Source organism: Pseudalkalibacillus sp. R45 (assembly GCF_052246725.1).
Taxonomy (GTDB): Bacteria; Bacillota; Bacilli; order Bacillales; family Fictibacillaceae; genus Pseudalkalibacillus.
This window is the reverse complement of sequence record NZ_JBQQCL010000001.1, coordinates 469,813-496,796: the sequence shown is the minus strand read 5'-3', so window position 1 is coordinate 496,796 and position 26,984 is coordinate 469,813. Positions and strand designations below refer to the sequence as shown.

General features: G+C 39.4%; 17 protein-coding genes. 13 read left to right on the top strand and 4 right to left on the bottom strand.

The window, feature by feature from the left end:
• Nucleotides 1-16: 16 nt before the first annotated feature.
• On the top strand, nt 17-1,216 hold the full coding sequence (locus ACTWQL_RS02520) for a DEAD/DEAH box helicase (protein WP_443140854.1): 1,200 nt from the start codon (nt 17-19) through the stop codon (nt 1,214-1,216).
• Between the two features lie 125 nt (nt 1,217-1,341).
• Nucleotides 1,342-1,944, top strand: coding sequence for a YesL family protein (locus tag ACTWQL_RS02515; protein WP_443140853.1), 603 nt, complete (start codon nt 1,342-1,344; stop codon nt 1,942-1,944).
• A gap of 66 nt (nt 1,945-2,010) precedes the next feature.
• On the opposite strand, the gene ACTWQL_RS02510 is transcribed toward ACTWQL_RS02515, so the two are convergent.
• The 4 genes from ACTWQL_RS02510 to ACTWQL_RS02495 form a co-directional block, all read right to left on the bottom strand.
• Entirely contained in the window at nt 2,011-3,564 is a 1,554-nt protein-coding gene (locus ACTWQL_RS02510; protein WP_443140852.1) for an extracellular solute-binding protein, read from the bottom strand.
• A 48-nt stretch (nt 3,565-3,612) separates the two neighbouring features.
• A complete protein-coding gene (locus ACTWQL_RS02505) occupies nt 3,613-4,491 on the bottom strand; it encodes a carbohydrate ABC transporter permease (protein WP_443140851.1) in 879 nt (292 codons plus the stop codon).
• A 13-nt stretch (nt 4,492-4,504) separates the two neighbouring features.
• The gene (locus ACTWQL_RS02500) at nt 4,505-5,479 is read right to left on the bottom strand and encodes an ABC transporter permease (RefSeq protein ID WP_443140850.1); all 975 of its coding nucleotides are present in this window, start codon (nt 5,477-5,479) and stop codon (nt 4,505-4,507) included.
• Between the two features lie 67 nt (nt 5,480-5,546).
• The gene (locus tag ACTWQL_RS02495) at nt 5,547-9,410 is read right to left on the bottom strand and encodes a right-handed parallel beta-helix repeat-containing protein (RefSeq protein ID WP_443140849.1); all 3,864 of its coding nucleotides are present in this window, start codon (nt 9,408-9,410) and stop codon (nt 5,547-5,549) included.
• A 304-nt stretch (nt 9,411-9,714) separates the two neighbouring features.
• Here ACTWQL_RS02495 and ACTWQL_RS02490 point away from each other — a divergent pair, with 304 nt between their 5' ends.
• The 11 genes from ACTWQL_RS02490 (at nt 9,715) to ACTWQL_RS02440 (ending at nt 26,977) form a co-directional block, all read left to right on the top strand.
• Complete coding sequence (locus tag ACTWQL_RS02490) at nt 9,715-10,755, top strand: LacI family DNA-binding transcriptional regulator (RefSeq protein WP_443140848.1); 1,041 nt, start codon at nt 9,715-9,717, stop codon at nt 10,753-10,755.
• Nucleotides 10,752-13,511 carry a glycoside hydrolase family 2 protein gene (locus ACTWQL_RS02485; RefSeq protein ID WP_443140847.1) on the top strand — a complete coding sequence of 920 codons (2,760 nt, stop codon included), beginning with the start codon at nt 10,752-10,754 and terminating at the stop codon, nt 13,509-13,511. Before ACTWQL_RS02490 ends, ACTWQL_RS02485 begins: the two co-directional genes overlap by 4 nt.
• A gap of 17 nt (nt 13,512-13,528) precedes the next feature.
• Nucleotides 13,529-14,665, top strand: coding sequence for a glycoside hydrolase family 172 protein (locus ACTWQL_RS02480; protein WP_443140846.1), 1,137 nt, complete (start codon nt 13,529-13,531; stop codon nt 14,663-14,665).
• 1 nt (nt 14,666) lies between these two features.
• Entirely contained in the window at nt 14,667-15,782 is a 1,116-nt protein-coding gene (locus ACTWQL_RS02475) for a Gfo/Idh/MocA family protein (RefSeq protein WP_443140845.1), read from the top strand.
• Nucleotides 15,779-16,720: a ribokinase gene (gene rbsK / locus ACTWQL_RS02470; protein ID WP_443140844.1), complete on the top strand. Its 942-nt coding sequence runs from the start codon at nt 15,779-15,781 to the stop codon at nt 16,718-16,720. The genes ACTWQL_RS02475 and rbsK overlap by 4 nt, the downstream gene beginning before the upstream one ends.
• 90 nt (nt 16,721-16,810) lie before the next feature.
• Nucleotides 16,811-17,710: an ABC transporter permease gene (locus ACTWQL_RS02465; RefSeq protein WP_443140843.1), complete on the top strand. Its 900-nt coding sequence runs from the start codon at nt 16,811-16,813 to the stop codon at nt 17,708-17,710.
• Nucleotides 17,711-17,725: 15 nt separating this feature from the next.
• Nucleotides 17,726-18,658: a carbohydrate ABC transporter permease gene (locus ACTWQL_RS02460; protein WP_443140842.1), complete on the top strand. Its 933-nt coding sequence runs from the start codon at nt 17,726-17,728 to the stop codon at nt 18,656-18,658.
• Between the two features lie 42 nt (nt 18,659-18,700).
• A complete protein-coding gene (locus ACTWQL_RS02455; RefSeq protein ID WP_443140841.1) occupies nt 18,701-20,311 on the top strand; it encodes an extracellular solute-binding protein in 1,611 nt (536 codons plus the stop codon).
• Between the two features lie 103 nt (nt 20,312-20,414).
• Nucleotides 20,415-23,915 carry a right-handed parallel beta-helix repeat-containing protein gene (locus ACTWQL_RS02450; RefSeq protein WP_443141448.1) on the top strand — a complete coding sequence of 1,167 codons (3,501 nt, stop codon included), beginning with the start codon at nt 20,415-20,417 and terminating at the stop codon, nt 23,913-23,915.
• A 127-nt stretch (nt 23,916-24,042) separates the two neighbouring features.
• Nucleotides 24,043-24,447, top strand: a complete 405-nt coding sequence (gene rbsD, locus ACTWQL_RS02445; protein ID WP_443140840.1) for a D-ribose pyranase — start codon at nt 24,043-24,045, stop codon at nt 24,445-24,447.
• A 58-nt stretch (nt 24,448-24,505) separates the two neighbouring features.
• The gene (locus ACTWQL_RS02440) at nt 24,506-26,977 is read left to right on the top strand and encodes a glycoside hydrolase family 38 N-terminal domain-containing protein (RefSeq protein ID WP_443140839.1); all 2,472 of its coding nucleotides are present in this window, start codon (nt 24,506-24,508) and stop codon (nt 26,975-26,977) included.
• Nucleotides 26,978-26,984 lie beyond the last annotated feature (7 nt).

Below are 26,984 nucleotides of genomic sequence, written 5' to 3'. Positions count from 1 at the left end.
AAAGCATGGTGGTAATTTGAAAGACTTCACAGCACTAGGTTTATCAACCAACTATATAAAAAAGCTGGAACAACAAGGGATCACAAAGCCGACACGAATACAGACAGAGTCGATCCCTTTATTGAAAAGCGGCGATGATATCGTCGCCCAGGCTCAGACTGGTTCAGGAAAAACCCTGGCATTCCTTCTACCGATGCTTGAAAAAATCAATCAAGAGGAAGCGGTCATACAGGGCTTGGTCATCATGCCGACAAGAGAGTTGGCTTTGCAAGTCACGCAAGAGCTGTACAACTTGACGGAAGATGAAAACATCAATGTTTTAGCAGTGTATGGTGGGCAGGATGTGATTCAACAGATCCATAAGCTTGAGAGAAGTGTCCATATCGTGATTGGTACACCAGGACGAATCCTAGATCATTTACGACGCGGGACGATTGATTTTTCACACGTATCTACGCTAATTCTTGATGAAGCGGACCAGATGCTGCATATCGGGTTCTTAGAGGATGTCACAACGATCATTGATCAGACTTCCGAATCAAGACAGACAGCCCTTTTTTCAGCCACAATGCCTGATGATATACGTCAGCTTGCGAATCGTTATATGCGATCACCAAAACAGATCAAGGTAAAGACGAAAGGGAAGACGGTTGAAGAAATCCAACAATATGTTGTGGAGACCACTGACCGGCAAAAACAAAATGCACTATTGAAGGTTGTAAAGGAAACGCAGCCGATTTTGGCGATCATTTTTTGCAGGACCCAGCGGCGGGTTGCTAAACTTTACAATGCTTTATCGGAGAAAGGCTACCTGACAGATGAGCTGCATGGTGGATTGTCACAAGCAAAGCGTGAAGATGTCATGAAACGGTTCCGTAATGGGGAAGTCCATCTATTGATTGCAACTGATGTGGCAGCTCGAGGTCTTGATGTCGAAGGCGTTTCCCACATCTATAATTATGATGTACCACAGGACGTAGAGAGCTATATCCATCGGATCGGCAGAACGGGGCGTGCAGGGGAGAAAGGAATGGCAATCACCTTCATCGCACCAAAGGATGAGAAGGCTTTAGTAATGATTGAAAATGCGATTGATAAAAGAATTGAGCGGATGGAAGTGGTTGTTAATTTCGGTATGACCCAAAAAAGTGCGGGCAAAAGACACACAAACGAAGAACGGTTCAAAAAACAACATAATAAAAGAAAGAGAAAATGATTTGTATAGGGTATGCAGGTCATTTTTAATCTTATTATCAAACTTTAATTATACTTTATGTTGCAGGAAACTTTGGGCTTAAAAAGAAGTATATTCATATACTCGAAGTATTAAGGAGAGTAACTATGAAAATATATGATAGCAAATTATTTAACATTGGCTCAAAGATAGCTGATTATATCATTTTGAATTTCTTATGGATCATGATGTGCGCCCCAATTATTACAATTTTTCCAGCCACTGCTGCAATGTGTGGGGTAGTAAGAAGATGGAATCGAAATGAAGAACCTCCGATTTTCAAATCGTTCTTCACGTTTTTTAAAGAAAATTTTAAGCAAAGTTTTATTCTTGGTGTGTTATGGTCGATTTTTATAATAGGTTTATATTTAAACAATTTACTTTTTAAAGATGACGTTTTGGTTAATATCATTCTTTTATTTGCTGCTTTAATTATTGGAATGATTACCATTTATTTATTCCCTGTAATGGTCAATTTCAATGTTGGTATTGGTAAACTTATTCGTAATTCCTTCTTTCTAGCCCTATTAAGTCCTTTAAATTTAATACTCTCTTTTCTGGTGGTCATTAGTTCAATGCTAATCTATTATTATTTACCCATTACCTTAATCTTTACTGGAAGCTTTACGATGTATTTAATTTATTCTATTTGCCAAAGAACCTTTGATAAGGCACTTCTTATTAGAGAACAATCCAATATTATTTCATGAAAATGGGATTGACCAAAAATGTCTGTACTTAGACATTGGATATGGATCAATCCCATTCTTTAAGTATTATTGTTTCTTATAACGTTCTAATGCAGACTGTTTAGCTTTTTGAATTTCTTGAATGCCCATGGATTCGAGTGTTTTTACGTACTGATCCCATTCTGCATCAATATCTCTCTGACCAGTGATAAATGCATCCCTCATTTCATCTTTAAAGGTTTTGATATCAGTTGAAGTACTTTGGACAACGTCATTTTCTTCATCAGTCATCCATAAGAGGGGCTCGATAGCCATAGAAATATCAACATCTGCCCAAGTTTCTCTTGCCTTTACACCTAAATCGTTTAATGTAGCCTTCGCAGTTTGTACATCTGTAACGGTTAACCACCATGGATTTGTATACTTTGTCATTGCTAAACCTGGTACAGTATCTTCATCCTTCATTATTTTATCTGTAAATACCTTTTTACCATCTTTTACTTCAAATGTTTCGCCTTCAATACCCCAGTTAAAGAATTCTTGGCCTTCTTCAGAATACCCATAATCAAGATATTCAACCAATTTTTCAGGATTTTCTGTAGTTGAAGTGATTGCTAATCCATATGGTTGAGCTATACGTTTTGCTGTAGAATTCAGTGAAGTTGGCTTTCCATTGTATTCAAGATATGGTATTGGTTCAAATTCAAAAGGATTTCCTGCTTCTTCAGCTAGTTTCATAACATTAGCCATGGAGTCTGAATTATCGATAAAACCTGCACTTTGACCATCAACCAAATGCTTATTGTAAATGTCTAATTCATTTGTAAGGTAATCCTTATCAATTAAACCTTCTTCATACATTTTATTGAACCATTTCAACGCATCTTTATATTTATCAGTTATCGGTCCATATGTCACTTCATTATCTTCTTCTACGTACCAATCATCTGCTACTCCAAATCCATAAAACATTTTATACATTTGAGATGGATAACCTGTTAAACCGACGAAATCTTTGCCACCACTGACCCCCTGATCTTTCATTGCTTTTAATACCTCATATAATTCTTCATTGGTAGTTGGTATATCCTTTCCGGCTTCATCCAACCAATCTTTTCGAAGCATCAATCCTTCGCTTAAATTCAAAAATTTATCAAGCGTAATCCAAGGCATATAGTACATTCTACCTTCAGGGTCTACAAGTTGTTTCTTTAAATCTGGATTCTCTTCTAAAAGTTTCATTAAATTAGGGGCGTGCTCTTTCACCAACGGGTAAATATCAAGGATTCTCCCAGCTTCGTAATATTGGCTTACCCGCTCAGGGCTCCAGTGATACCAGATAGCATCTTCCATATTTCCAGAAGTCATCATAAGATTGAATGATTCAGTTGCATCTCCAGTAGGGTGGACATAGTCAATTTCCACACCCGTTTTTTCTTCCATCTTGTCATACACCATTACTTCGTCATAGCTTTTTCCACCCCAAACCTCAACTGCCCCCAACCATGTCCAAATACTAAAGTCTGCATCGCTATTTTCCTTTTTATCTTCTTCAGAGGCAGTTTCATCCATACACCCGACAAGTGAAATAGACAGAATCAATGTTAATAATACGTTCAACCATTTTCTAAAGGATTTCATTATCATACCCCTCCCTGAATTTGTTGGAACATTTTTGGAACAACCTTTCTATTCCTTTAAAGAACCAAGCATGACCCCCTTTACGAAATACTTTTGTATAAATGGATAGACCAACAAGATTGGTATCGTACTAACTATGATCGTTGCATACTTCAAATTCTTGGCTACTTGGTGAGAAGCATTCGAAAGATCTCCACCAAAATCTGAGATACGCCCTTGGATCAAAATCTCCCGTAATATTAATTGAAGAGGATATAATTCCCGATCTTGCAAATAGATAGAAGCTGGGAACCAAGAGTTCCAATGGCCTACTGCGTAAAAAAGCACCATTACAGCAAGTATAGGTTTTGAGAGGGGGATAACGATTCTTAGAAGTATTTGGAAGTCGTTTGCTCCCTCTATTTTGGCTGATTCTTCAAGACTTTGTGGTAGACCGAGGAAATAAGTTCTCATTAAAATCAAATTCCATGCCGACATAGCACCGGGTAGCATGAGTGCCCAAATGGTATTGTACATTCCCAGGTTTTGGACAACCATATAGTTCGGTATTAACCCACCAGTAAAAAACATGGTGAAAACGATGCCGAACATGATGATCTTTCTGCCTTTCAGCCATTTCCGAGAAAGTGCATAGGCTCCTAAAGTCGTTAAAATGATGTTGATGGATGTACCAAGTACCACATAAAAAACCGAATTTCGGAACCCTCTAAGAATCAACTCGTTTTGGAATACGGAAATGTAGGATTGTACTGTAAACCCCTTCGGGAAAAACATTAAGGTCCCACTTTTCGCAATTTCAGAAACAGAGCTAAGAGAAGCTACAAAAATATAATAAAGCGGGTATATACTGAGAATCATCAAAATAGTCAATACCACATAAACGAACGCGTCAAATGTGCGGTCACTTAATGAAGTTTGATATTTCATCACATAACATCCTTTACCATAGACTGTTGTCTGATATTTTTCGACTTATTGCATTGGCAATGATCAATAAGGTGAAGTTGATAATCGTGTTAAACAAGCCGACGGCTGTTGCAAAGCTGAAAGCAGAATTTTCAATCCCTTTACGGTAAACATAAGTCGATATGACATCTGCTGTTTCATAAGTCAGTGGTTGATATAGTAAGAGAATTTTTTCAAAACTAGTGTTCAACAAACTTCCGATTGTCAAAATTAAAATGATGACAATCGTTGGCCGAATTGCAGGAAGGGTGATATGCCACATTTTTCTGAAGCGCCCTGCACCATCAATATCCGCTGCTTCATATAAATTAGGGTCAACATTCGATAATGCCGCAAAATAAATAATTGAACTCCAACCGATTGTTTGCCATATCTCACTTGTCACAAAAATAGTTCTGAAATACTCCGGATATTGCAGAAAGGGTATGGATTCTTTTCCCATTAGATCACGGAACTGATTGATCATCCCATCGGTTGCTGTAAAATCCTTAATGATTCCTACAACGACTACTAATGAAATGAAATGCGGGATATATGTGATGGTTTGTACACTTCGCTTGAAAAATCTGTTTCTAATTTCATTGAGTAGTAATGCTAGAATAATAGGGGCTGGAAAGCCAAAGACAAGCAACCAGAAATTCAATAGGAAAGTATTTTTAATCAGTCGCCAAAAGTAATAGCTATTAAAGAATTCTGTAAAATGTTTTAAACCTACCCAGGGGCTTTCAAAAAAACCCACCCCTGGAATATAGTCTTGAAAACCGATTACAATACCGATCATAGGCCAGTAGTGGAAGATAAGATAATAAACAATGACCGGCACTAGCATCAAATAAATATATTTGCCGTGATTGAAATCTTTTAAAAATCTTCTTAGCACCGGTGATTTTTCCTTCGAAAGCACAACCGGGTTATGTTGTTTTTTGGTTATGATAGGTTCGTTTTTCATGTAATCAAAAGCCTCCTGTCACACTCGGTCATACTTGGGAGAAAGTCATTCCTTGAACTAGTAGAAATTAATGAATTGAAAATCCATCTATCCAGAAAGAGTAATACCCACCTTTTGAGTGAATGGAAAATTCGATAGATTGAATGTTTTCCAGATTCATTCTTCCGTTTTCATGGATGATCCATTCTGAATTGCCTCCTGCTGGTATGGTGATCAATGTCCATCCATTTCTTGATTCAGAACGCATCTTACTCCAATCAAATGTAAACGATTGTGGTAGATACTCATATGCATTCTGGTTACCATCCACAAGTCTTATAATCGGTGATTGCTGAGGAATGAAACCATCTCGTGTTTCATGATGGAACTTGACCCAGAAGGATACTGATTCCTTGCAATGAATGGGTTTTTCAGCTGAGAACTTAAATGTTGCCAGCTTTGAAGTAGACTTAAAATGAATAGAAGATTCATCACTCAATCTATTTAGTTTGTCTTCTTTCACAGATACGAATTGATCTGGCTCATGAGTAACAGTACTCCATTTCCTAAGGTCATTTATTGCAAAGGTTTCATCTGATAGGACATATACATCAAACCATTCCAAAGCAGCTTTAGCTTGATTATGAACCGTTACCCCGACACGGTAGAAACCAGGTTCCTTGTATTGGTGATTGAAAGTCGGCGTTGTATGGATGGTGCCATCTCCTAAATCCCATCGATATTGAAGAGGTAGAGGAGAAGAGGAGTTACTTTGTGAGCTATCAAACTTTATCCACTCACCGACTTTGGCGACTTCAGTCGATAATGAGACTCGTATTTTGGGTTCTTCAGTGTCTATATCGCACTCTCTTTGGAATAAGTTGGTTACGTTTTCATCTATTTTGATATTGCCCTTTTGGTTATCGGCGAATTCATTCCCAGCGATGTCTATCCAATTAACATTTTTCAAGTAAATGCCGTAGGTTTCATTATTGGTGAATCTATTACCCTGGATGATCCAATGATACGACTCATAACCCTCTTTAAACCGAATCGCTACACCACAGCTTTTATTATCATGTATGTAATTGTCTTTCATGATGAAATGGCTGCTGCTTCCATTTACGACTGCCACACCTGCATTTCCAAATGCTTCAGGTGCATTGCTCTTCTCAAGTCCGTTATAAGCAGCCTCATTTTCAATGAAAATAGTGTGATCCGAGCCGCCTAACCAAAAACCGTAGCTTGAATGGTTCCCTTTGTTACGGATGAAGGTATTTCCCGTATCCCAAACTTCCCAAGCGTTATTATGGGCATAGGATGCATCATTGCCTTCAAAATAGTTCCCTGTAGAAATAGCTCCATTGAGGGATCGGATAAATACACCATCACCTCCATAGGTGAAATCATTATTATAAAATTGGTTATCATTTGAGGCAGTTTCGATTAAAACAGAGGTCGAATCTCTAGCATGAACTTCGCCTGGAGAAATACGAATTCCATGGCTCATCGTATTGTTTGAAATTTTGTTTTTTGAAGCATTCCATAGTTTCAGGCATACATTTGTACAATGTGAAAATTGGTTATTTTCTACTACATTGTTATTGCTATAGTGGAGATTCAGCCCATTCCAAACGTTATTGCCTGTATTGCCTTTGATGATGCTGTTATTGACGTGTTCTAGCATGAGAGCACCATCAGGATCGCCATCACCCCATCCATGTTCTGGGTCAGTGAAGTTATAAGAAAAATCATTGTCTTTAATTACAATGTTTTCTGCAAACATGAATTTACATCCTAGTTTAAATCCTTTTATGGTCAGATTGTTCAGTATGATATTACTGTGACCACTAGAGAAAATTCCTGTACCTCGATAACTGTATTTCCTGCCTTTTACTCCAGGACCGACAATTACCGCTCCATTACCATTGATCTCTATATTGTCATTAGCCAGGATAATACCTTTTCCGTTTTTGAATTCATATGTACCTGGCTTAAAGGTGGTATTTTCAGTTATGATCATTCCTTCGGTTGGAGTCACTAAATTCAATGAATCAATTCCTCCTTTATTTTTAAGGTTCTGTTCCTTCAAGACTGGAAATTCCGCTATCCTCAAATTTGTACAGCCATATGGGATTAATGTGATTTGGTCGCTAGCAGCATATTCAACATCTGATGAACTTGGGATTGGTCCTGCGGAATTTTGCTTTAAAGTCCAATGAAGTATCTGCACCCCCGGAACTTCTAGCTTTACTGGTGCATGTAAAGGTTCAAAAGGTTGATCATGTATAGCGTCGAACTTAAGGTGATAGGAAGGTAAAGCGATATTTGTGTCCGTTTTATTTATCACAAGTCCATAATTCCATGGGGTAGTAGGGTAGACCTCCCAATCAGCATAAGGGTTCTTCCCCTTCAGCTTTTTCCAATCTTCTCCTATCTTCAACCCGTATAAAAGAGGTCCTCTTTCAATTGAAACGCCTCCTGATGGTCTTTTCTTTACTTTCACTCCCATAGGCAGCTCCAAAAGCAGAGAATCTTTATCCGACCATTCTCTGGAAATTACAGCAAAGCCGTCTGTGACTTCATAATGAGCGACGTTACCATTTATAAAAATTCTTGGCTCTTCACACCAATAGGGGATCCTAAGCCTGAGAGTGAATTCTGCTTTCTTATCCAGTTGAATTCCGAAATGAATCTGATCACGGAATGGATAATCTGTCTTTTGTTTAATGGCAACCATTTCCCCATTTTCAAGGTTAGTCTTAAGCTGATTAGGGCCATAAACTATTGCAACGAACCCATCATCCGTTTTCATCCACATATTTGCTGCGAACTTCGGCCAGCCTTGATGCATATTGGCTAAACAACAACCAAAGTTTGGTTCAAAACCAAAAAGGTTTGATTCATCTCCGTTTTGAGTCCAATTTCTTTGATCACAGGAGACTAGTACTTGATTGACTTGCTGATCGTATTGATGGCCCCAATGATCAGGCTTTAATGTTGCAGGGAGGGCATTATAAGCTGTTGCTTCAAGCCTATCTCCCCATTCTGAATCACCTAGAATCCTTGCCAAATGCTGAAGGGTGTACATATACTCAACGACTGCACATAGTTCTGTGCCCTGGCTTGGGTCGGTCCCAGCTAGCCATTCATCACCAGAGAACATGCCTTGTGATTGACCGTGGTACTGCATTAAACTGTCAATGCCTTTTTTGGGTGCGGTTTTATGTAAGTGATTTCTTGATTGGAGGTAGTAAACGGCAGGTAACTTCAATCCCATAGCGACATTAACAACATGTGTCCGATGGTTGAAGGTAGTGACACGTTCTTTATAAGGGAAGTCTAAGAAGATTTCTGACCACTCAATGGATTGTTGATAAATAATCTCAGCTAGTTCAAGAAGCCATTCGCTTGGTGAAATATCATAAAACCAATAAATACTCAATAAGTTTTCTGCACCTCTTGCTGCTGCCCATTCTTTAAGAGGTTTTTCCTCAATGTGAGCACGTTGGTATTTGAAATAGTTTTTCATGAAGGGGATGACTCTTTCGTCTTCACTTACCTCATAGTACATGATCAACACTTTTAGGATGACCATACGCGGCCACCAGTCATCATTGGTTCCTGGCCCGAATTGACCGTTATGTTTTTGACTGGATAAGATACTTTCCACCCACGTTTTTGTTTTTTTCAATAGCTTATCGTCTTCCAATAAATAAGATAAGGGAAGTAACCCATCAAGGTAGTAGGGACCTCTTTCCCAGCTTTCCCCATCTCCTCCTAACCAGCCACTTTCAGAGCCAACATCTTCCCAGATCTCATCTAGATGTCCAGTTAACCCGTTTGCTTGAATTTCAAGTTGTTTTTTTAACCATCCAGTAGGCTTAACCGAACCAAATGGAAGAGAAGAAAAAGCCGTTTTCAATAATTGAGACTTTTGACTTATACCCATCTTTTCACCTCTTTTTAGATTTGTATGCTAATATGTAACCGGTTACAGTTCAGCTTTTAAAAAACAGCTTCGTATTCGTTAATTCACTATTATATTTACAAATCTTACATATTTCAACAAAGAATTAAGAATTTTTAAAAAATTAGTAATATTTTATTAGATAATCCTTTTCGAATAACAGATCCAGTATGCAGAAAATTCTTGCAATTTATTACAACTGTATTTATAATGTTTTCAAAATGATTAAACTGACCATATGCAGCATTGATTGTAACCGGTTTCATATATGAAGGAGTTGAATGGATTGCCAACGATCCGTGATGTTGCGAAAGCTGCAGGGGTGTCTGTGGCCACTGTATCTCGAGTGATCAATAAAAATGAATATGTAAATAAAGATACAGAACAGAAGGTTTTAAAAGTTATGAAAGAATTAGACTTCAAGCCAAGCTTGGTTGCAAGAGGACTGGCAGGGAAAAAAATGAATACGATCGCTCTCATGCTACCTGATATTTCAAATCCTTTTTTCCCTGAAGTAGCCAGAGCTGTAGAGGATGTTGCACAACAATATGATCATAATCTTTTTCTTTGTAATTCTGATAATTTAGAACATAAAGAAAAGTCCTATTTAGAAATAATGAAGAAGAAAAATATTGATGGTGTCATTATCATTTCCAATAATATCAGCAGTAAGGACTTGGAACATCTAAGAGAGACAAAGATTCCTGTCGTACTCCTGGATCGTCCAGCCAGTCACGAGAATTATAGTGTAGTCCGAGCGAATAACTATAAGGGTGCACAATTAGCGACGATGCATTTACTTGAAATCGGCTGTAGGAAAATTGCCCATATCGCCGGTCCCAAAAATTTAATAACTGCAAAAGAGAGATTAAAAGGCTATAACTCTATCACAAATGAGTATCCATGGTTTGAACAGACTTTAATCGCAGAGGGCAATTTTGATGTGCAGGGTGGAAAGACTGCTTTGAAAAAATTACTAGCTGATCATCCCGATATTGATGGCATATTTGCCAGTAATGATTTAATGGCGTTAGGTGCATTGAAGGAGCTGAAAAAAATGGGGAAGGAGGTACCTCAAGAGGTTGCAATATGTGGTTTCGATGGTATTTACTTGACTGAGCTTTCAGAACCAGAACTTACTACTATTCAACAGCCAATTTATGAACTGGGTGCAAAGGCAGCAGAAATTCTAATCAAGAAATTAAGAGGTGAATTAACAGAAACCAAGATATACGAACTTGATGTTCAGTTGATCAAGCGTGAATCAACGAACGGATTTCAAAATAGTCGCCAGGATAATACAATTATTAAAGGGGTGTTTAGATGACGTCATTGGATACTCAGCTGATAGATAATGATCAATGCATTTCGTTATCAGGCGAGTGGGAAGTTTATGTGGATTTTGACCAACCTATTGATGATGTGAGAGAAATCACGGAACAAAACGGATGGAAGATTATCACAGTTCCAAGTTGTTGGGAACAACATGAATCGAATAAATTAGCCGAAGGACCAGTATGGTATAGAAAATCATTTGAGGTGCCTACTGATTGGAGAAATGCGCCTATTGTAATAGAATTTAAAGCTGTTAATTATTACTGTGAGTTATGGGTGAATGGTAAAAAAGCAGGTTCTCATGAGGGTGGTTGGAACGGCTTTGAAATGGATGTAACGGAGTACATATTGTATGGGAACAAAAACGAGGTTTTACTTAAAGTGTACAAACAAGGAGGAAAGTTTCCCATAAGGGAATGCTTAGCAGGATTCTTTCCAGATGTAGGAGTAATTTTCGGAGGAATATGGAAGCCTGTTTATGTGAAAAAGCTTACACCTATAAGAATGAAAGATATCTTCATCAAACCAAGGATTGATGAAAGAAAGATTACTGTAGATTATCTACTCGAACAACAAGAACCTGCTGTCAGTACTTACATGATACGTTCGGTGATCATAGATGAGAAAAACAATGAAGTCGGTGGATGGGAACAACATCTGAAGCCGGACATAGGAACAATGGAAAGGACAGCTTCCATTAATATTTTCATAAAAGAACCTCTTCAATTGTGGGAACCTGAATCACCACATCTTTATACACTTAAATTTAGCATTACACAAGAAAATAAGCTCCTTTTTACCGCGGAAGAAAAATTCGGCATGAGAGAAGTAACAGTTGAACATGATCGAATTTTACTGAATGGGAAACCTGTTTATTTACGTGGTGTCCTGCATTGGGGATGGTATGGTGACCATATAGCTCCAACTCCGACGAAAGAAGAAATTATTGAAGAACTAACACGTGTCAAAGAAAATGGATTCAACCTTATTAAACATTGCCTCTATGTACCTACTAAAGAATACCTTCAAACGGCAGATGAAATGGGTGTATTGATATGGCAGGAACTCCCGATGTGGCTACCGGAAGTTTCGGAAACATTTGAACAAAGAGTCAATTATCAGTACGAACAAATCATCTCAGAAATACGCAATCATCCCTCGATTATCCTTTGGACTTTAGGATGTGAATTAAACCACCAAGTGAATGCCTCTTTTTTGGAACAACTTTTTCATAAGACAAAGAAATTAACAGATTATGCGATCATACGTGATAACAGTGGTTCAGGAGAATGTTACGGTGGCTTACTAAAGGAATTTGCCGATTTTTATGATTACCATTTCTATAATGATTTTCATTTCTATCGGGATCTTATCAATCAGTTTGCAGGGTCCTGGCGTGAACAGAAGCCATGGTTATTTGGAGAGTTTTGCGATTATGATACCTATAGGAACCTGGATGAAGTACGAGAAAAATATAATGGTGAGTTGCCGTGGTGGTTAATGGATGACCCTATAAAAAACCCCGGTTCTCGTGAGACAAGGTGGCATTGGTATCGACAGGAAGAAAAGATGAAGAAATTGGATATCCCATTCTCCAATCAAGAACTCGATGAAAACTCCAAAAAGAGTGCGTTTGTCTATCGAAAAGCCGTATTAGAGCTTGTCCGCACTTATCAAAAAATAAATGGATATGTCCTTACCTCGATTAAAGGGAATCCGGTTGCAACCAGTGCTATATTTAATGATTTTGGTCTGCCGAATCATGAGCCTGATAAACTTCGGTCATTCAATGATGAGACTATCTTGAGCCTGACATGGGACAACCGCCGCGACTGGATTAACGGAGGCGACAGGCTTATAAACTGGGATCCATACAACTATTTGACTGGCAATCAGGTACGCCCTCATCTTTTTGTTTCTCATTATAGTTCCCAGCCTGTGGAAAATTGTGTGATTGATTGGGAGTATACTTTGGAGAATGGTGAAGCCTTAGATGACGGAACCTTCATAAAATCAGAATTACCTGTAGGGGAGGCACAGGAAATTGGAGTTATGGAGGTCACCGCACCAAAAGTAATGAAGCCTACAAAACTAATTTTAACAGCAACATTAAGTTGCGATACTAAGTCAATTAAGAATGAATGGCCTTTATGGATCTATCCAGAAAGTAAATTAGGGAAGGACCAACAATTTAATGATATTTGGTTTGAAGATCCTATGCATTTATACCAGGGTATAAAAAACCTCTTTCCATTGATGAGATATGAGCGTTACCTGAAGTCCATCCAACCGCATGTAAAGTGTCTCGTTACAACCATGTTGAGATCAGAACACATTGAATATGTAAGAAATGGGGGTAAAGTACTTTACATTCAACGTGGCGAAGGAGAATTTCCAATTGAAAAACTGCCTTTTTGGAGAGAATCCATCCAGTTATTTCACAAAAACCAGTATATGGACGATTTTCCCCATGAAGACCATACAGGGTTAGCATTCTACGGGCTGGCGTCAGATACAGCTTTTATAGCTGCAGACGATCCAAAACGAACTCCAATAATGGGGAGGTTGGATGCAAGGACATTCGATTTACATGACTATATGTTCGAAAAAACAATCGGCAAAGGCTATCTTGTAGCAACAACTCTACGCTTTGAAGGGGGACTGGGTTCACAGCCAAGCGGTATTGAACACAATCCAGCAGGTCGATATTGGTTAGAGTCTATTATTCAGAATCTACTTATTAAATAGAAAGGGCGGCGAATGATATGTCTATGGGGTACAGCAGCCTGGCAGATTTAGCAAGAATTAGAGATTGTAAAAGAAAGCGGATATCGAGCTATGATCCTGAAGGTGGGAATTACGACTGGATAGAGCTAGCGGGAAGTGAACAACGGACGATCGCAAATCTATCAGGTGCAGGTTGTATCCGTCATATATGGTGCACAATGTTCCCCCCTTCTGGAGAAGAAAATTCTCTCCGAAAAGTTTTGATTAGGATGTATTGGGATGGTGAAGACCACCCTAGTGTAGAAGTGCCGATCGGTGATTTTTTCGGGATGGGACATGGTATCTCAAAAAATTTCTGGTCATTGCCTTTATCCATGTCACCAGATCAAGGACGGGGGTTCAATTGTTATTTTGCAATGCCCTACAGTGACGGGGGGAAAATAGAAATCGTCAATGAAGGCGACACTCAGTTAAACTATTATTTTTATATTGATTATGAAGAATATGAGCAGCTCGGTGATGATATTGGAAGGTTTCATGCACAATGGCGTCGTGAAGAGGCGACAGATACTTGGGGTGCCGAAATGCCTTTGAATGAACCTTTAGGCGCTACGGCGGAGGGACAGAGGTATTTAATGGATGTTCTTTGGAAGAAGCCAAATTTTGATGGAAAAGATAATTATGTGATTTTAGAGGCGGAGGGCAAAGGTCATTATATTGGATGCAATCTCAATATTGACTGTTTTGTCCAGGAAAAAAATAATTGGTATGGGGAAGGTGACGATATGATCTTTATTGATGGTGAAACCATACCTTCGATCCATGGTACAGGTACTGAGGATTATTTCAATACAGCATTCTGTCCGAAGGATGAATTCTGCACACCTTATCATGGGATTCATTTGAATTCGGGGGATGGAGATAACCCTTGGCGCGGCAAGAATTCAATGTACAGGTTTCATATCGAAGATCCGATTCATTTTAAAAAATCCATAAGAGTGACGATTGAGCATGGCCATGCAAATAAATTGCAAGCGGATTATTCCAGTACGGCTTACTGGTATCAATTAGAACCCCATAAGAAATTTCCCCCAATGCTTTCTGTTGAAAAACGGCTGCCAAGAAAGTATGAAAAACGTACTTACCTCGAGCCATTAGACTTGGAGAATACGTGATATGGAAGGACACGGTCGTCATACGAAGGTTGGGAAAAAGTTCGGAATAGGGGTAGTCGGACTTGGGGAAGGAAAGGGATTGATCAAAGGGCTATACGGCCATCCGGAATTAACCATACAGGCAATTTGTGACGTGGATGATTCATTAGTCAGGAAGGTTAAGCAACAATTTGATATCCCTTTTGGATGCTGCGAGCTTGACAGTCTGTTGACACGTGAGGATATCGATATCGTTGCAATCTACACTCCAGACCAGCTACATATTGATCATATCCGTAAGTCTTTTCAAGCCGGCAAACATGTCCTTTGTACAAAGCCGCTGGTCAATTCTTTAGAGGAAGCTGAAGAAGTTATTACATTGACCAGAAATCATCCGGACTTACAATTGATGGTCGGGCAAAGTTCTCGCTTTTTTGGCCCGATGCAGCATCAACGTAGAGCTTTTGAGAGGGGGAAGATCGGTGAGCTGGGTTATGCAGAAGCCTCCTATGTCCATGATATGCGGTGGTTCTATGGAAATCGATCGTGGGCAAAAGAAGGTGGATTTGATCTTTTGTTTGGAGGATGTTCCCATCCAGTAGATCTGATTCGCTGGTATATGGGCGATGTTGAGGAGGTTTTTGCTTATGCCAATCGTTCGCTTATTGGGGAAGAAGCGGGTTTTCAAGGAAATGATACTTTTGTCATCAGTTTGAAATTTGAATCTGGCAAGATTGGAAGGGTTCTTGGATGTTATGGTCTTGAACATCCTCACCATACAAAACCGTGGATTGAAGTAGGAGTTTACGGAACAAAAGGGACTTTCATATCCAAGTATCCTCAGCTTGAATCGATTATAAAATATGAAGGAGAACCAGAAAAAATAGAATCCTATTTTGAAGATAATTATCATTACTTCCAATTTGAAGGAATCAATCATCATGCAGGAGAGTTTGTCAATTATACGGAATATTTCGCACGCTGCCTCGCAGATGGAGAACAGGCAATGCCTGACGTTTATGATGGTTACAAGACCATTGCTGTCTTAGAGGCTATTCGGGATTCCATCGAGACGGGTTATCCTGTAAAAGTGAAAAAACTAATGCCAGAAACGTCGAAATCAGGAGGATATGAGTGAAAAATCATCATTTGCTTATCGTGGGGAGTATCAATATGGATATTGTCACCTATGTGAAAAATCATCCACAAATAGGAGAAACCATTAAAAGCCAGGGTGTGTCCTACCACCCTGGAGGTAAAGGAGCGAATCAGGCGGTTTCAGCATCATTGTCAGGTTCAAAGATCACTTTCATAGGAGCAATCGGAAGTGACCATTTCCAAGTAGCACTGATCAATAGCTTAGAGCAATATGGAATTTCAGCAGATCATATATTGAAGATGGAAGGAAGCTCTGGATTAGCTTTCATCATCGTAAATGAGAAAGGTGAAAACACGATTACAATTTGTGAGGGGGCTAACGGGAAGCTTATACCGGAGGAGGTTTCTTCGGTTTTAGGGAAGATTGAAGAGGAACCAAAAGCTATTTTGCTCCAAAATGAGATCCCTATAAAAACAAATATGTATCTCCTGGAGTATGCAAGGTTACATGGAATGAAGACATATTATAATCCAGCTCCAGCGACGAAGATGCCCCGGGAATATCTCTCTTTAATTGATGTGCTGATGGTAAATGAATCAGAAGCCAGCCATTTGACCGGACAAAAGGTTGACGACGCCGGCTCAGCAGGATTAGCAAGCAAGTCATTGATCCGTGCAGGAGTGAACGAAGTGATCATCACTCTTGGTGAAAAAGGCTCAGTTTATAGGTCGGCTGATGGGGAGAAATATCATATTCCCGCTTATCCTGTACAACCTTTGGATAGTACTGCTGCAGGGGATACGTTCATAGGGGCTTTTATTACGAAACAACTTCAAGGAAACTCAGCAGAATCAGCCATTAAATATGCTTCTGCAGCTGCAGCCATGGCATGTGTCAAATACGGTGCCCAGGAATCCATACCAAACGAAACAGAAGTGGAAGCGTTCATAGCCAACCAAAACCGACTTGCAGAATAATAGATTCATGTCTTTTATGTAACCGGTTTCACAAAAAATGTAACCGGTACCACTTGACTGGCGATGGCTTTATGAGGGGGGATATGTAAAATGAAGCTTGCCTACTTGAAGAAAAACCGATATTTATACTTGATGCTGGTTCCAGTGCTGCTTTGGTATCTTATTTTCATGTACGTACCGATGTATGGGTTGGTCCTCGCATTTCAGGATTATAACTTCAGTGCTGGTTATTTTGGAAGTGAGTTTGTCGGATTGACGAACTTTAAAATATTGTTCGATGACCCTAGTTTCTTAAATGCTTTCGAAAATACCTTCATTATCAATTTTTATCGAATTGTGTTCGGTTTCCCACTTCCTATTATCTTTGCCGTGCTTATTAATGAAGTCTACCATATGAAACTCAAGAAAATTGTGCAGACGATTACATATTTACCTCACTTCATTTCTTGGATCGTACTTGCAGGAATTTTAAACTCTGTCCTTTCTTTGGACTCCGGGTTGATTAATATCATCCTTAGTAGTTTTGGCTTTGAGCAAATCGATTTCTTTCTGGAGAATGAATATTTCAGGCCGATGCTCATCATCACTGAAATTTGGAAGGAAATAGGGTGGAATACGATTATTTATCTGGCGGCAATTGCTGGTATAAATCCCACCTTGTACGAGGCGGCGGTTATGGATGGTGCAAATCGTCTTCAAAGAATCATCCATGTCACAATACCGTGTATCAGGAATGTTATTGCGATAATGTTGATTCTGCAAATTGGAAACATCCTTCAAATGGGCTTTGATCAAATTTATAACTTATATAATCCTGCAGTCTTTGAATCCGCTGACATCATCGATACCTACATCGTCCGGAATCTGACCAATTCTACGAATTTGAGCATACCTGCAGCAGCAGGACTTATCAAAGCTATCATTTGTTTTGGACTATTGGTAATGGCGAATTGGCTCGCAAAACGGATGGGGAATCAAGGAATCTATTAAAGGTGGTGAAAAAAGATGGAGCCTGTACCGAATCTCAAGAACGTTGAAAAAACACCTATTCAAAATCCGAAGAAAGCAGGACGTGTAACGAAAGTCCGCAAAAAGAAAATGCACCTCTTTGATTACCTCAACTATGCCTTTCTGATCTTCATCACTCTTGTTACTGTCTATCCATTTTGGTATGTCCTAGTTATTTCCTTTTCATCTCAAGAAGGATATTATCAGAGTCTATATCACATCATCCCCAATAGCTTCTCGCTGGAAACATACAAATATGCTTTAACAAATGAACAAATCTTCCGTTCTTTGGGGGTCAGTATTTCAGTGACCGTCTTAGGTGTATTCGTTAGTTTGGTGTTGACTGCGATGGGAGCCTATGTCCTCTCAAAACAAAGATTGAAAGGTAGAAAGTTCTTCTTTCTATTTATGATCTTCACGATGTTTTTCAATGGAGGGATCGTCCCCCTCTATATTCTCGTAAACTCACTGGAACTGAGAGATACGATTTTAGCTTTGGTGCTGCCGATGGCAGTCAATACTTTCAACTTGATTCTGATGATGAACTATTTTTCCTCGCTCCCTGACAGCTTAGAAGAAGCTGCAAAAATTGATGGATGTAATGATTTCCAGATTCTCTTCAAAATCGTCTTGCCTTCATCCAAGCCGATTGTCATGACCATCATCTTGTTTTATGCCGTTTTTTATTGGAACGATTGGTTTCTAGCTATGCTTTTTATATCAGATCAGGATTTGTATCCTTTATCACTGTTTTTACGAAACATGATCATCAGCTCACAAAACTTCATGTCAACTGGGTTGGCCCTACAAGTCCCTGAGATGCTGAAATCTGCTGTTATTGTGATCAGTGTCGTGCCGGTTCTGTTGTTCTATCCGTTTGTCCAAAAGTATTTTGTTCAAGGCATCATGCTTGGATCCGTAAAGGAGTAGGCGATCAAATTATTCCAAAAACGAAAAGGAGAGTGTTTTCTGATGAGGGTGAAATGGGGTATTCCAGTAATTTCTCTGTTGCTTGTAGTGTCGACGCTGACTGCATGTTTCGGGAAAAGTGAAGAGGTGGATCAGGATGCAAAAGCAGTTGAGAATGGTAAACCTACTTTAAAAATTTATCGTCCAGCCAATGTTGTGGATCCTGAAAAAGACCCGATTCTCCAAGAAGCCGGAAAGAGGGTAGGGGTGAATATTGAAATTGTGACAGCTCCTTGGGATCAATCGAACAACAAAGTTAATCTTATGATGCAATCTCAAGAAGAAATAGACATCATCCAGGCAGAATTCCAAGCAAGTCCCTGGAAAAAGTGGGCTCAGGATGGATTAATGCACAACCTAGATGATTTGATGAAAGATGGTGATTATCCTTTTGTTACCTCAATTACAGAATCTGAAAGTTTCAAAGGATTGAAGGTGGACGGTGAACGCTTTTTTGTCCCAGGTTCACATCACGGTCAAGATACTGCTTTATTTATACGGCAGGATTGGTTGGACAACCTCGATCTGGAAATGCCGGAGACAATGGATGATTTCTACAACGTGTTAAAAGCATTTAAAGACGAAGATCCAGATGGAAACGGTAAAGACGACACCATCGGTCTCCAAGTGACGATGCCGGCACCAGATAATTTTGCTGAGTTAGATGCAGTCATGCATGGTTTTGGGGGCAGTTTCGGGGGATTCTTTGAAGATTATGTCGTCCGTGGTGGAGAAGTGGTACCACTTGAAACGACAAATGACACGAAAGATGGTTTCAAATTCATCAATAGATTATATCGAGAGGGCCTCATGAATCGTGATTTCCCTAACTTGAAGAATGTAGATGAAGGAAATGCCAAATATCTGTATGCCAACAAAGCAGGTGCAATTTGGACTTCAAGAGCTTCAGAGTTTGAAACAAATATCCAAAAGGTCGCTCCTGATGCAAAACTTGCATTTGTTCCACCGATAGTTGCGGAGGGACATGAATTCATTCCATTACAAGGGGCAGCCTGGTGGATGATGCTAGGGATTCCGAAAACATCAAAACACCCAGAAAAAGCACTTGAATTCATAGAGTTTGTTAATAGTAAAGAAGGAAGAGAACTCTTTGTCGCTGGAATTGAAGGTGTCCATTATACAGAACTCAATGAAGAGGGTATCTACGATCGAAATAAAGAGAACTGGGAAAAGGATTATGATGTAAAAGCAAACGGATATGAATATCCCCTATGGTGGGGCTTTTTGACTACTGTTCATGGGTATATCCCAGTGGACGAATATGACACGTATGAGGAAGCATTAGAGAATGTCAATATGTTTGTGAGTAATGAGGATTCGAAAAAAGAATTCAATTGGAAAACGGCTGTAGAATTCGGAAGTTACTATAATGAACCGAATCCCTTTCATGCTGTCTATTTAGAAGAAATCCAAAATAAACGAAATGCGATACAGAACAATGTCAAATCTGTTTTCTTCTTGAAAATGATTACTGCAGATAGTGAAAAGAAAGTTGACCAATTATGGGATCAATATAAGAATGCCTGGTCAGGGGCAGGTGGTGATCAGGTCATTGAAGCGTATCAAAGCTTCTATGATAAAAATTTAAAATGATGTTCAAGTATAGGAGGTGTGATTAAAAGATTAGTAGTTATATAAGCGGGTGTGGAAATTGTGAATGGCTATTTGAAACCGAGGAGGAGAACCATTGATTAAAATGAAGAAATTACGGGTGATACTGCTTGCCTTTGTACTTGCTTTTCCATCGGTCACCACCAGTTACGCCGCAGAATCTACAGATGGAATTATTCCTGTACCAGGAATGACGATAAATGAGGATACTACGTTTAAACCAGGAGTATATGATTTTTCTTCAGGCGATGGAATCACTATTACAGCAGATGATATTACAATTGACGGGAATGGAGCTGTTTTATCCGGACCTGGTGATGTGGAACAAGGACCTGATAGTTATGAAGGAATTGCCATCCAAAGTGACGGCCACTCTGGAATAACGCTCAAGAACATCTCTACTGAAGGATTTAAAATTGGATTGTATGCAAAAAATGGTACAAATTGGAACATTACTGAGAATGATTTTTCCGATAATTTCACAGATCCTGACTATGGATGGGGTGATGGACCAGAATTCGGTGCTGTTTTCCTGGAACGCATCTCACAAAGCACCATAACGAATAATAAGGGGAATCAGGTTTGGAACGGCTTGTATCTAAAGCATAGTGATGGAAACATCGTCGAACATAATGATTTTTCACATACTTCAAATGTCAGTCTTAAGATGTGGCATGCTTCAGAGAATATCATCAGTGACAATGATTTCAGCTATGGTATCAGGATTGCTCCTGGGGAGGTCCACGCTCGTGATTCAACCAGCATGCTCATGGAATCAGGATCAAATGACAATAAACTTTATCGTAATGATTTCCGGCATGGTGGCGATGGAATTTTCATTCGTGTCTTGAATGGTTGGGTAAGTACAGGAAATTATTTCGAAGAAAATGATACCTCGTATGCAAATAATAATGCGATCGAAAGCTGGTCCCCGGGCAACACCTATGTACGTAACAAAGCGAATCATTCTAGCTATGGCTTCTGGCTTGGAGGTTCAGATGATACTGTACTGATTGAAAACGAGGTGGCCTTTAATGGAATCGATCCTCAAAATGCCCCGGAGGCATTCGGGAATGCCGGAATAGCTGTAGTGAATGGAGCGAGCAGTCATTTTAAAATGGTAGGAAACAATATCCATGATAACAATGGTCCTGGAGTAGCAATTCGTTATAATGCTGATTATCCTGCCTATCATTGGGTCATCCAGCAAAACATCATTAAAAATAATAAAGATGATGAAAGAGGTTATGAAGGCCATGGCATTTACCTGAAAAACGCAAAATGGCTGGATATCGCAGGGAATGATATTAGTGGGAATGAAGGAGAAGCGATTTTTAAAGATGACAATGTATCGGATGTCTACATGCGAGAAGCGACATTAGAAGACGAAGCGCCGGTGGCAAAAGCGAAAATCTCTACAAAAACCGTCCAGGTAGGGGAGACAGTTACATTTGATGCCTCTGAGAGCGAAGATCCTCATGGTGAGGAACTTGGTTACAGATGGGATCTCGGAGACAATACCATTTCTGCCGAAAAAACAGTTGACCATAAGTACAAGGAACCAGGTTTTTACCGCGTCGGGTTGACAGTCAATAATGGTAAACTGGCTGATTTAGGATTCGTGAATGTCTATGTAACCGACGATGGAGAAGAAGTGGGTACAGATGAAAAAGCATCCAGATGGTCATTAAACTCGGATCATGGGCAATTGTCCGAGGATGAAGGTCGATATATTCAAGGGGAAAGATCAATAAAAGTGTCTGCAGATGCGGGGACGAATCACAGGTTACTTTACCCGAAGGATAAAAATTTGAACCTTGATGCTAGCGGGAAAGATATTATGACTTTTTGGATCAAGTACCACTCGGAATTCGGCAGGGATCAGGGGAACTTCAAACCGGTGGTACGATTATATGAGGATGATGGTAACTATTTTGAATACAAACCTTCCCAGGCTTTCTTAGATCAATTATTCGCTCCGATCAGTGAACAAAGATATGGATGGAGACAGCTGGAGATTCCTTTGAGAGAAGCGAACGATGCTTGGAATGTAAGCAAGGTCGGTGAACCATCCTTGCAATCGATTCAATATTTGACAGTAGATGAAGGTCCAAGTACAAGCGGGCTGTCCGCTTTTTGGATGGATGGGTTGAGTTTTGTAAAGAAGAACACGGATGTGGACCGATTTGTAAACGTAGCATTGAATCAGAATAAGGAAGAATATCCTAAACCTATTTATTCACACCAGTCTGCTGAAAATTCCGATGAATGGGCTCCTCTTGATGGTGGTCATGAATTCAATGGGACAAGCACAGCTTTATGGAGTTCCTATCGGGAAGAAGGAGAAAGTGAACAAGATTGGTATGGTACTGATTTTGGGACCCCAAGGGAGATTAATAGACTGGATGTCTATTTTTATCATAATCCAAGTGGGTCGACTTCAGAAGATAAGTTATGGAAGCCTGATGATTATTCAATAGAATATTGGAATGGAAAGAAATGGGCGAAAGTGAAGAGACAAAAGAGAATGGAGAAGGAAGCCCAAGCAAATTTAAATAGAGTGACCTTTAATAAAGTGAAAACCTCAAAACTCAGAGTAGTTATAGACCATCATCCTGGAAAGTACTCAGCTGTTTATGGATTTGAAGCTTATAATACACACAATGTTGCAGCCAATCGTTTTGGAGAAAGTTTACCAATTGTCAAAGCTTCCTCTTCTGTTTCACAAAATATCGTTTTGAACGACGTCGGTTTCCTTCTTAATGAGAAAGGAACAGACTTGAGTGATGTCCTCCTTGAATTGTATGAGGTAAGAGATGATAAACCTTTCGGGGAAGCTCTTCAAATTGTGGAAGTGGAAAGGGACCAACTGCAAGCTGGATCCGAAACGAAAGCGGCATTCGATTATGAAGGACTAGAGCCCGGAAAACAATACGCAATCGCCATCACACAGGAGGTCATTGCACCGAATGGTCTAGGCGACCATTACCGTTGGCCGACTAAAGCTGGAACTTATGATGAAAACTTCGGGAAATACGTCAATGGGAATTGGATCGATGAATCAGGATTAGGAAGAGCATGGCTTAAATTGTATACTTCCCAAGGTTTGATCGACTACTCCTTCGATAATCCTGGTACTACAGGTTGGGGAGTCGGTCATCGGGACGAGGAAAAACGCTGGCAAACCTTTACGGTTCCATCTGACAGCGTATGGGAAACGATTGATGGATCGATTCAAGAATCGAATGGCTGGCACACTGCCAATTCATCCTCTGATGAAGATTGGGTTGAAATGACCTTTGATAAGAAAAAGCATGTGTATAAAGCAAACTTGTTCTTAAGTAAGGATGCAGTAAATGACATCGTCCTCCCTGAATCGTATAAGCTTCAATATTGGAAAGAGGGGAATTGGAAGGATATTAGGAAGATAATTAAAACCCCTCTCCGTGAAGGGTTGAACACCGTCGTTTATGCTCCGGTCAAAACTGAAAAAATCCGTGTCCTTTTCCAACATGGCTTGAATGAGAAGATTGAAATGAAGGAATTTGAAGTGTTGAAACTCCCGTCTCTCGGTAAAAAGGAATGATGGAGAGTCAGCAGTTGAAAGCATTAGTCCATTAGTTCAAGAAATCTCTTTACTTGGTCGGGCTCCTTTTAGTAGGGCCTGACCATTTATGAATCTGCATCAAAGTACATAGAGGATGGTGATAGGAGTGAAAAGGAAAGGTGTATTGAATAGTGAAATAGCTACCGTTCTTGCACGGATGGGTCATACTGACAGTATTGCAATCGGTGACTGCGGTTTACCTATCCCTGAACGTATAAAACGAATCGACCTAGTAGTGAAATTAGGATCTCCAAGTTTCATGGAGGTACTAAGTATGATTCTGGATGATTTTGAAATGGAAAAGGCAACTTTAGCTTCAGAAATAAAACATTCCAATAAAACAATTTATGATGAAATCCAGGAATTTATCAAAATCGAACGAATTGACTTTATAGAGCACAACGACTTCAAAGAACTTATGAAAAATGTCAAGGCAGTCATCAGAACAGGTGAAGATACTCCTTACGCCAATATAATACTTCACTCAGGAGTGATTTTCCGAGGAGTATAGGGTTACAAAGCAATTTTAAGAAGAGAAGATCCTATAAAATTTTTAAGGAGAATAAAAAATGACCAAACCGTCTTTCTATTATTTTTTCTGTAATCATTGGACCCAGGGAGGGATCGGATTTGCTTTTCCATCAGGATGGTATGAGGGAAAAAAGTATGAACGTACCTTTTCAAGCGTCTATACAATCCACAAAATGCTTGATGCAGCAGACGATTATCCTGGATTAAAAGTTTCCATGGAATTAGACGCATATGCATATGAACAAGTGGAGAAGGAAGACCCTGAATGTATTACTAGACTCAAAGAATATATAGATTCTGGTAAAGCTGCTGTTGATGGGGGAACATACGGTCAGCCATTTGGACAAGATTATGGCTGGGAGCCGAATATACGACAATTAACCTATGGGAAGAAGACCATTAAAGAAGTGCTCGATTACGATATCAGGGCATTCCTTGTAGAAGAGCAATGGTTCCATCCACAGATGCCTCAGCTTTTGAAGAAAAGTGGATTTGAATATGCCTCTTTACAAAACCAGAACTCTGGACAAGTAAGACCTTTGAATGAATCAATGATTTTATGGAGTGGAGTAGATGGGACAGATATACCTTCTATACCTGCAAATGATTTGATGGTGTCATGTGTAAGGCAATACACGGGTTATAAAGATTATAAAGATAGATTAAGAGACTACGACAATCCTTTGCTCTTTCAATGGGTGGAAATATGGCCGCCAGGCATGGATTGGGGTGCGAGTGCAGATCCATTTGAAAAAGCCATCCATCATGTTAAGGAGTGGGAAGGCAAGTCAGTTACCTTACAGGAATATTTTGATTTAGAGTACCCTGAGAGGAATTTAGAGAAAATTTATATTTCATTAGATGAATCCAACTATAAAAACAACTGGTACCAGGGAGGTGGTTGGGGATATGACGGCGATAAGGTCATCCTATGGGATCAGAAAGCTGAACAATCACTGCTAGCCTATGAAACATATTCGGCATTCAATAGATTAAAGGGAAGCCAAGTATATCCGCCTGTCACCTATTTACAGAATCTATGGAAGCAATTATTGATTTTACAAAATCATGATTTTTCTGTGGCCAGGAGTTATAGGGCTATAACAAAGGATGGGCTTACGACAGAGGCGGGGTCTTATGGTGTGAAAAAATATCAGGATTTGATCGAAGACTGTGAGAAAGGAATTCATGCCATCTATGATACTAAGGAAATCGAATCTGACATTACGATTGCAAACTATAACGGTGTTGCTGGAAAACAGACCATTCCATTCGATATACGAGTAAATGGGAAGGAATTTTCCCTCGTTCAAAAAAGCGAAGAGATTCCTTTTCATATTGAGAAGAAAGAAAACAACAGGATACAGGGGCTGATGGTCGCTGATATTCCAGCATTAGGTGAAGAGCAAATTCAGATTAAGAACCAAATTTCAAGATCAAGGGACACTGATTCTATACTTTCAGGAGAAGACTGGTTGGAGGATGAAAACATACGGGTGAGTTGGAAGAAGGGTTCGTGGAGTATTGAAATCCTAGATAAAACAACAAATCAAACAGTAGATTTTACGGCTTTCACCGGACCGATAGGGAAACAAAATGAACATGATGGTGCATCATTCCATGCTCTGAGTCCAGCACACGAAATTTTTACGTTTGCTTTTGATGGAACTACACATTGTCCTGATCAGCTTTCAATTTCGAGAATACATGCGAGAGTACATGAATCCAATGAATTGAAAAGCACTTTAAAGCTCCATTGCGATTTATTGACTCTACATACCACAGATACACCAGTCGCGTTCGCTGAAGCCTTTGTAACTGTTTATCATAAGACAGGAAAAGTTGATTGCAAGTCCTATTTATATACCGGAGTATATTTGTCTGTGCAATGTGAGGCTGTATTCAGTCATTCTTTAGCAAATCCAAAATACTATCGCAATTATCCTTTCGGGGAGGAAGAAACTCATATAGATGACATTTACACGAATTCCTATTTACGAATCAATGATGGGAAATATGGTTTTACTTTAATTCACCCTGGGGTCCAAAAGGTAACACTGAACAGAGGTCCAGCCGGTGGAGATATTAAACATTTATTAGCTAGAGACCGTATATTTGGAGAATATGAATGGACTTTTTCCTTATATCTTGGTAATCATGAGCCTCATGAAAGTGCACAATTGTCCAAACAAAGCCGTGGATCTGTACTTGTCAAACAAACGTCGACTAAACCACACGGTGAATTTCTAGACATTGGTGCTGATCAGGTATTACTAAGTTCTTTCTATAAAAATGACTCAGGTTATACTATGAGATTGATCAATTATTCGAATGACGAAGTTACTCAAGTGAAACTAAGGTTTCAACATCTGTTTTCAGAAGTAGTCTTAACAGATTTTAACGGTAATGAGATGAAAACTTATGAATCATCTCATATTGGTGACGAAACTGAAACTATCTTAACTTATATGGGTCCATGGGAAATTGTCACCCTCTTCTTAAAAAGATAAGGAAAAT

Bases quoted from the DNA above. Each gene is read 5' to 3' on its own strand.
- ACTWQL_RS02515 (WP_443140853.1), top strand. From the start codon at position 1,342: ATGAAAATATATGATAGCAAATTATTTAACATTGGCTCAAAGATAGCT.
- ACTWQL_RS02440 (WP_443140839.1), top strand. From the start codon at position 24,506: ATGACCAAACCGTCTTTCTATTATTTTTTCTGTAATCATTGGACCCAG.
- ACTWQL_RS02450 (WP_443141448.1), top strand. From the start codon at position 20,415: ATGAAGAAATTACGGGTGATACTGCTTGCCTTTGTACTTGCTTTTCCA.
- ACTWQL_RS02505 (WP_443140851.1), bottom strand. From the start codon at position 4,491: ATGAAATATCAAACTTCATTAAGTGACCGCACATTTGACGCGTTCGTT.
- ACTWQL_RS02460 (WP_443140842.1), top strand. From the start codon at position 17,726: ATGGAGCCTGTACCGAATCTCAAGAACGTTGAAAAAACACCTATTCAA.
- ACTWQL_RS02510 (WP_443140852.1), bottom strand. From the start codon at position 3,564: ATGAAATCCTTTAGAAAATGGTTGAACGTATTATTAACATTGATTCTG.
- ACTWQL_RS02480 (WP_443140846.1), top strand. From the start codon at position 13,529: ATGTCTATGGGGTACAGCAGCCTGGCAGATTTAGCAAGAATTAGAGAT.
- ACTWQL_RS02475 (WP_443140845.1), top strand. From the start codon at position 14,667: ATGGAAGGACACGGTCGTCATACGAAGGTTGGGAAAAAGTTCGGAATA.
- ACTWQL_RS02465 (WP_443140843.1), top strand. From the start codon at position 16,811: ATGAAGCTTGCCTACTTGAAGAAAAACCGATATTTATACTTGATGCTG.
- ACTWQL_RS02495 (WP_443140849.1), bottom strand. From the start codon at position 9,410: ATGGGTATAAGTCAAAAGTCTCAATTATTGAAAACGGCTTTTTCTTCT.
- ACTWQL_RS02485 (WP_443140847.1), top strand. From the start codon at position 10,752: ATGACGTCATTGGATACTCAGCTGATAGATAATGATCAATGCATTTCG.
- ACTWQL_RS02500 (WP_443140850.1), bottom strand. From the start codon at position 5,479: ATGAAAAACGAACCTATCATAACCAAAAAACAACATAACCCGGTTGTG.
- ACTWQL_RS02455 (WP_443140841.1), top strand. From the start codon at position 18,701: ATGAGGGTGAAATGGGGTATTCCAGTAATTTCTCTGTTGCTTGTAGTG.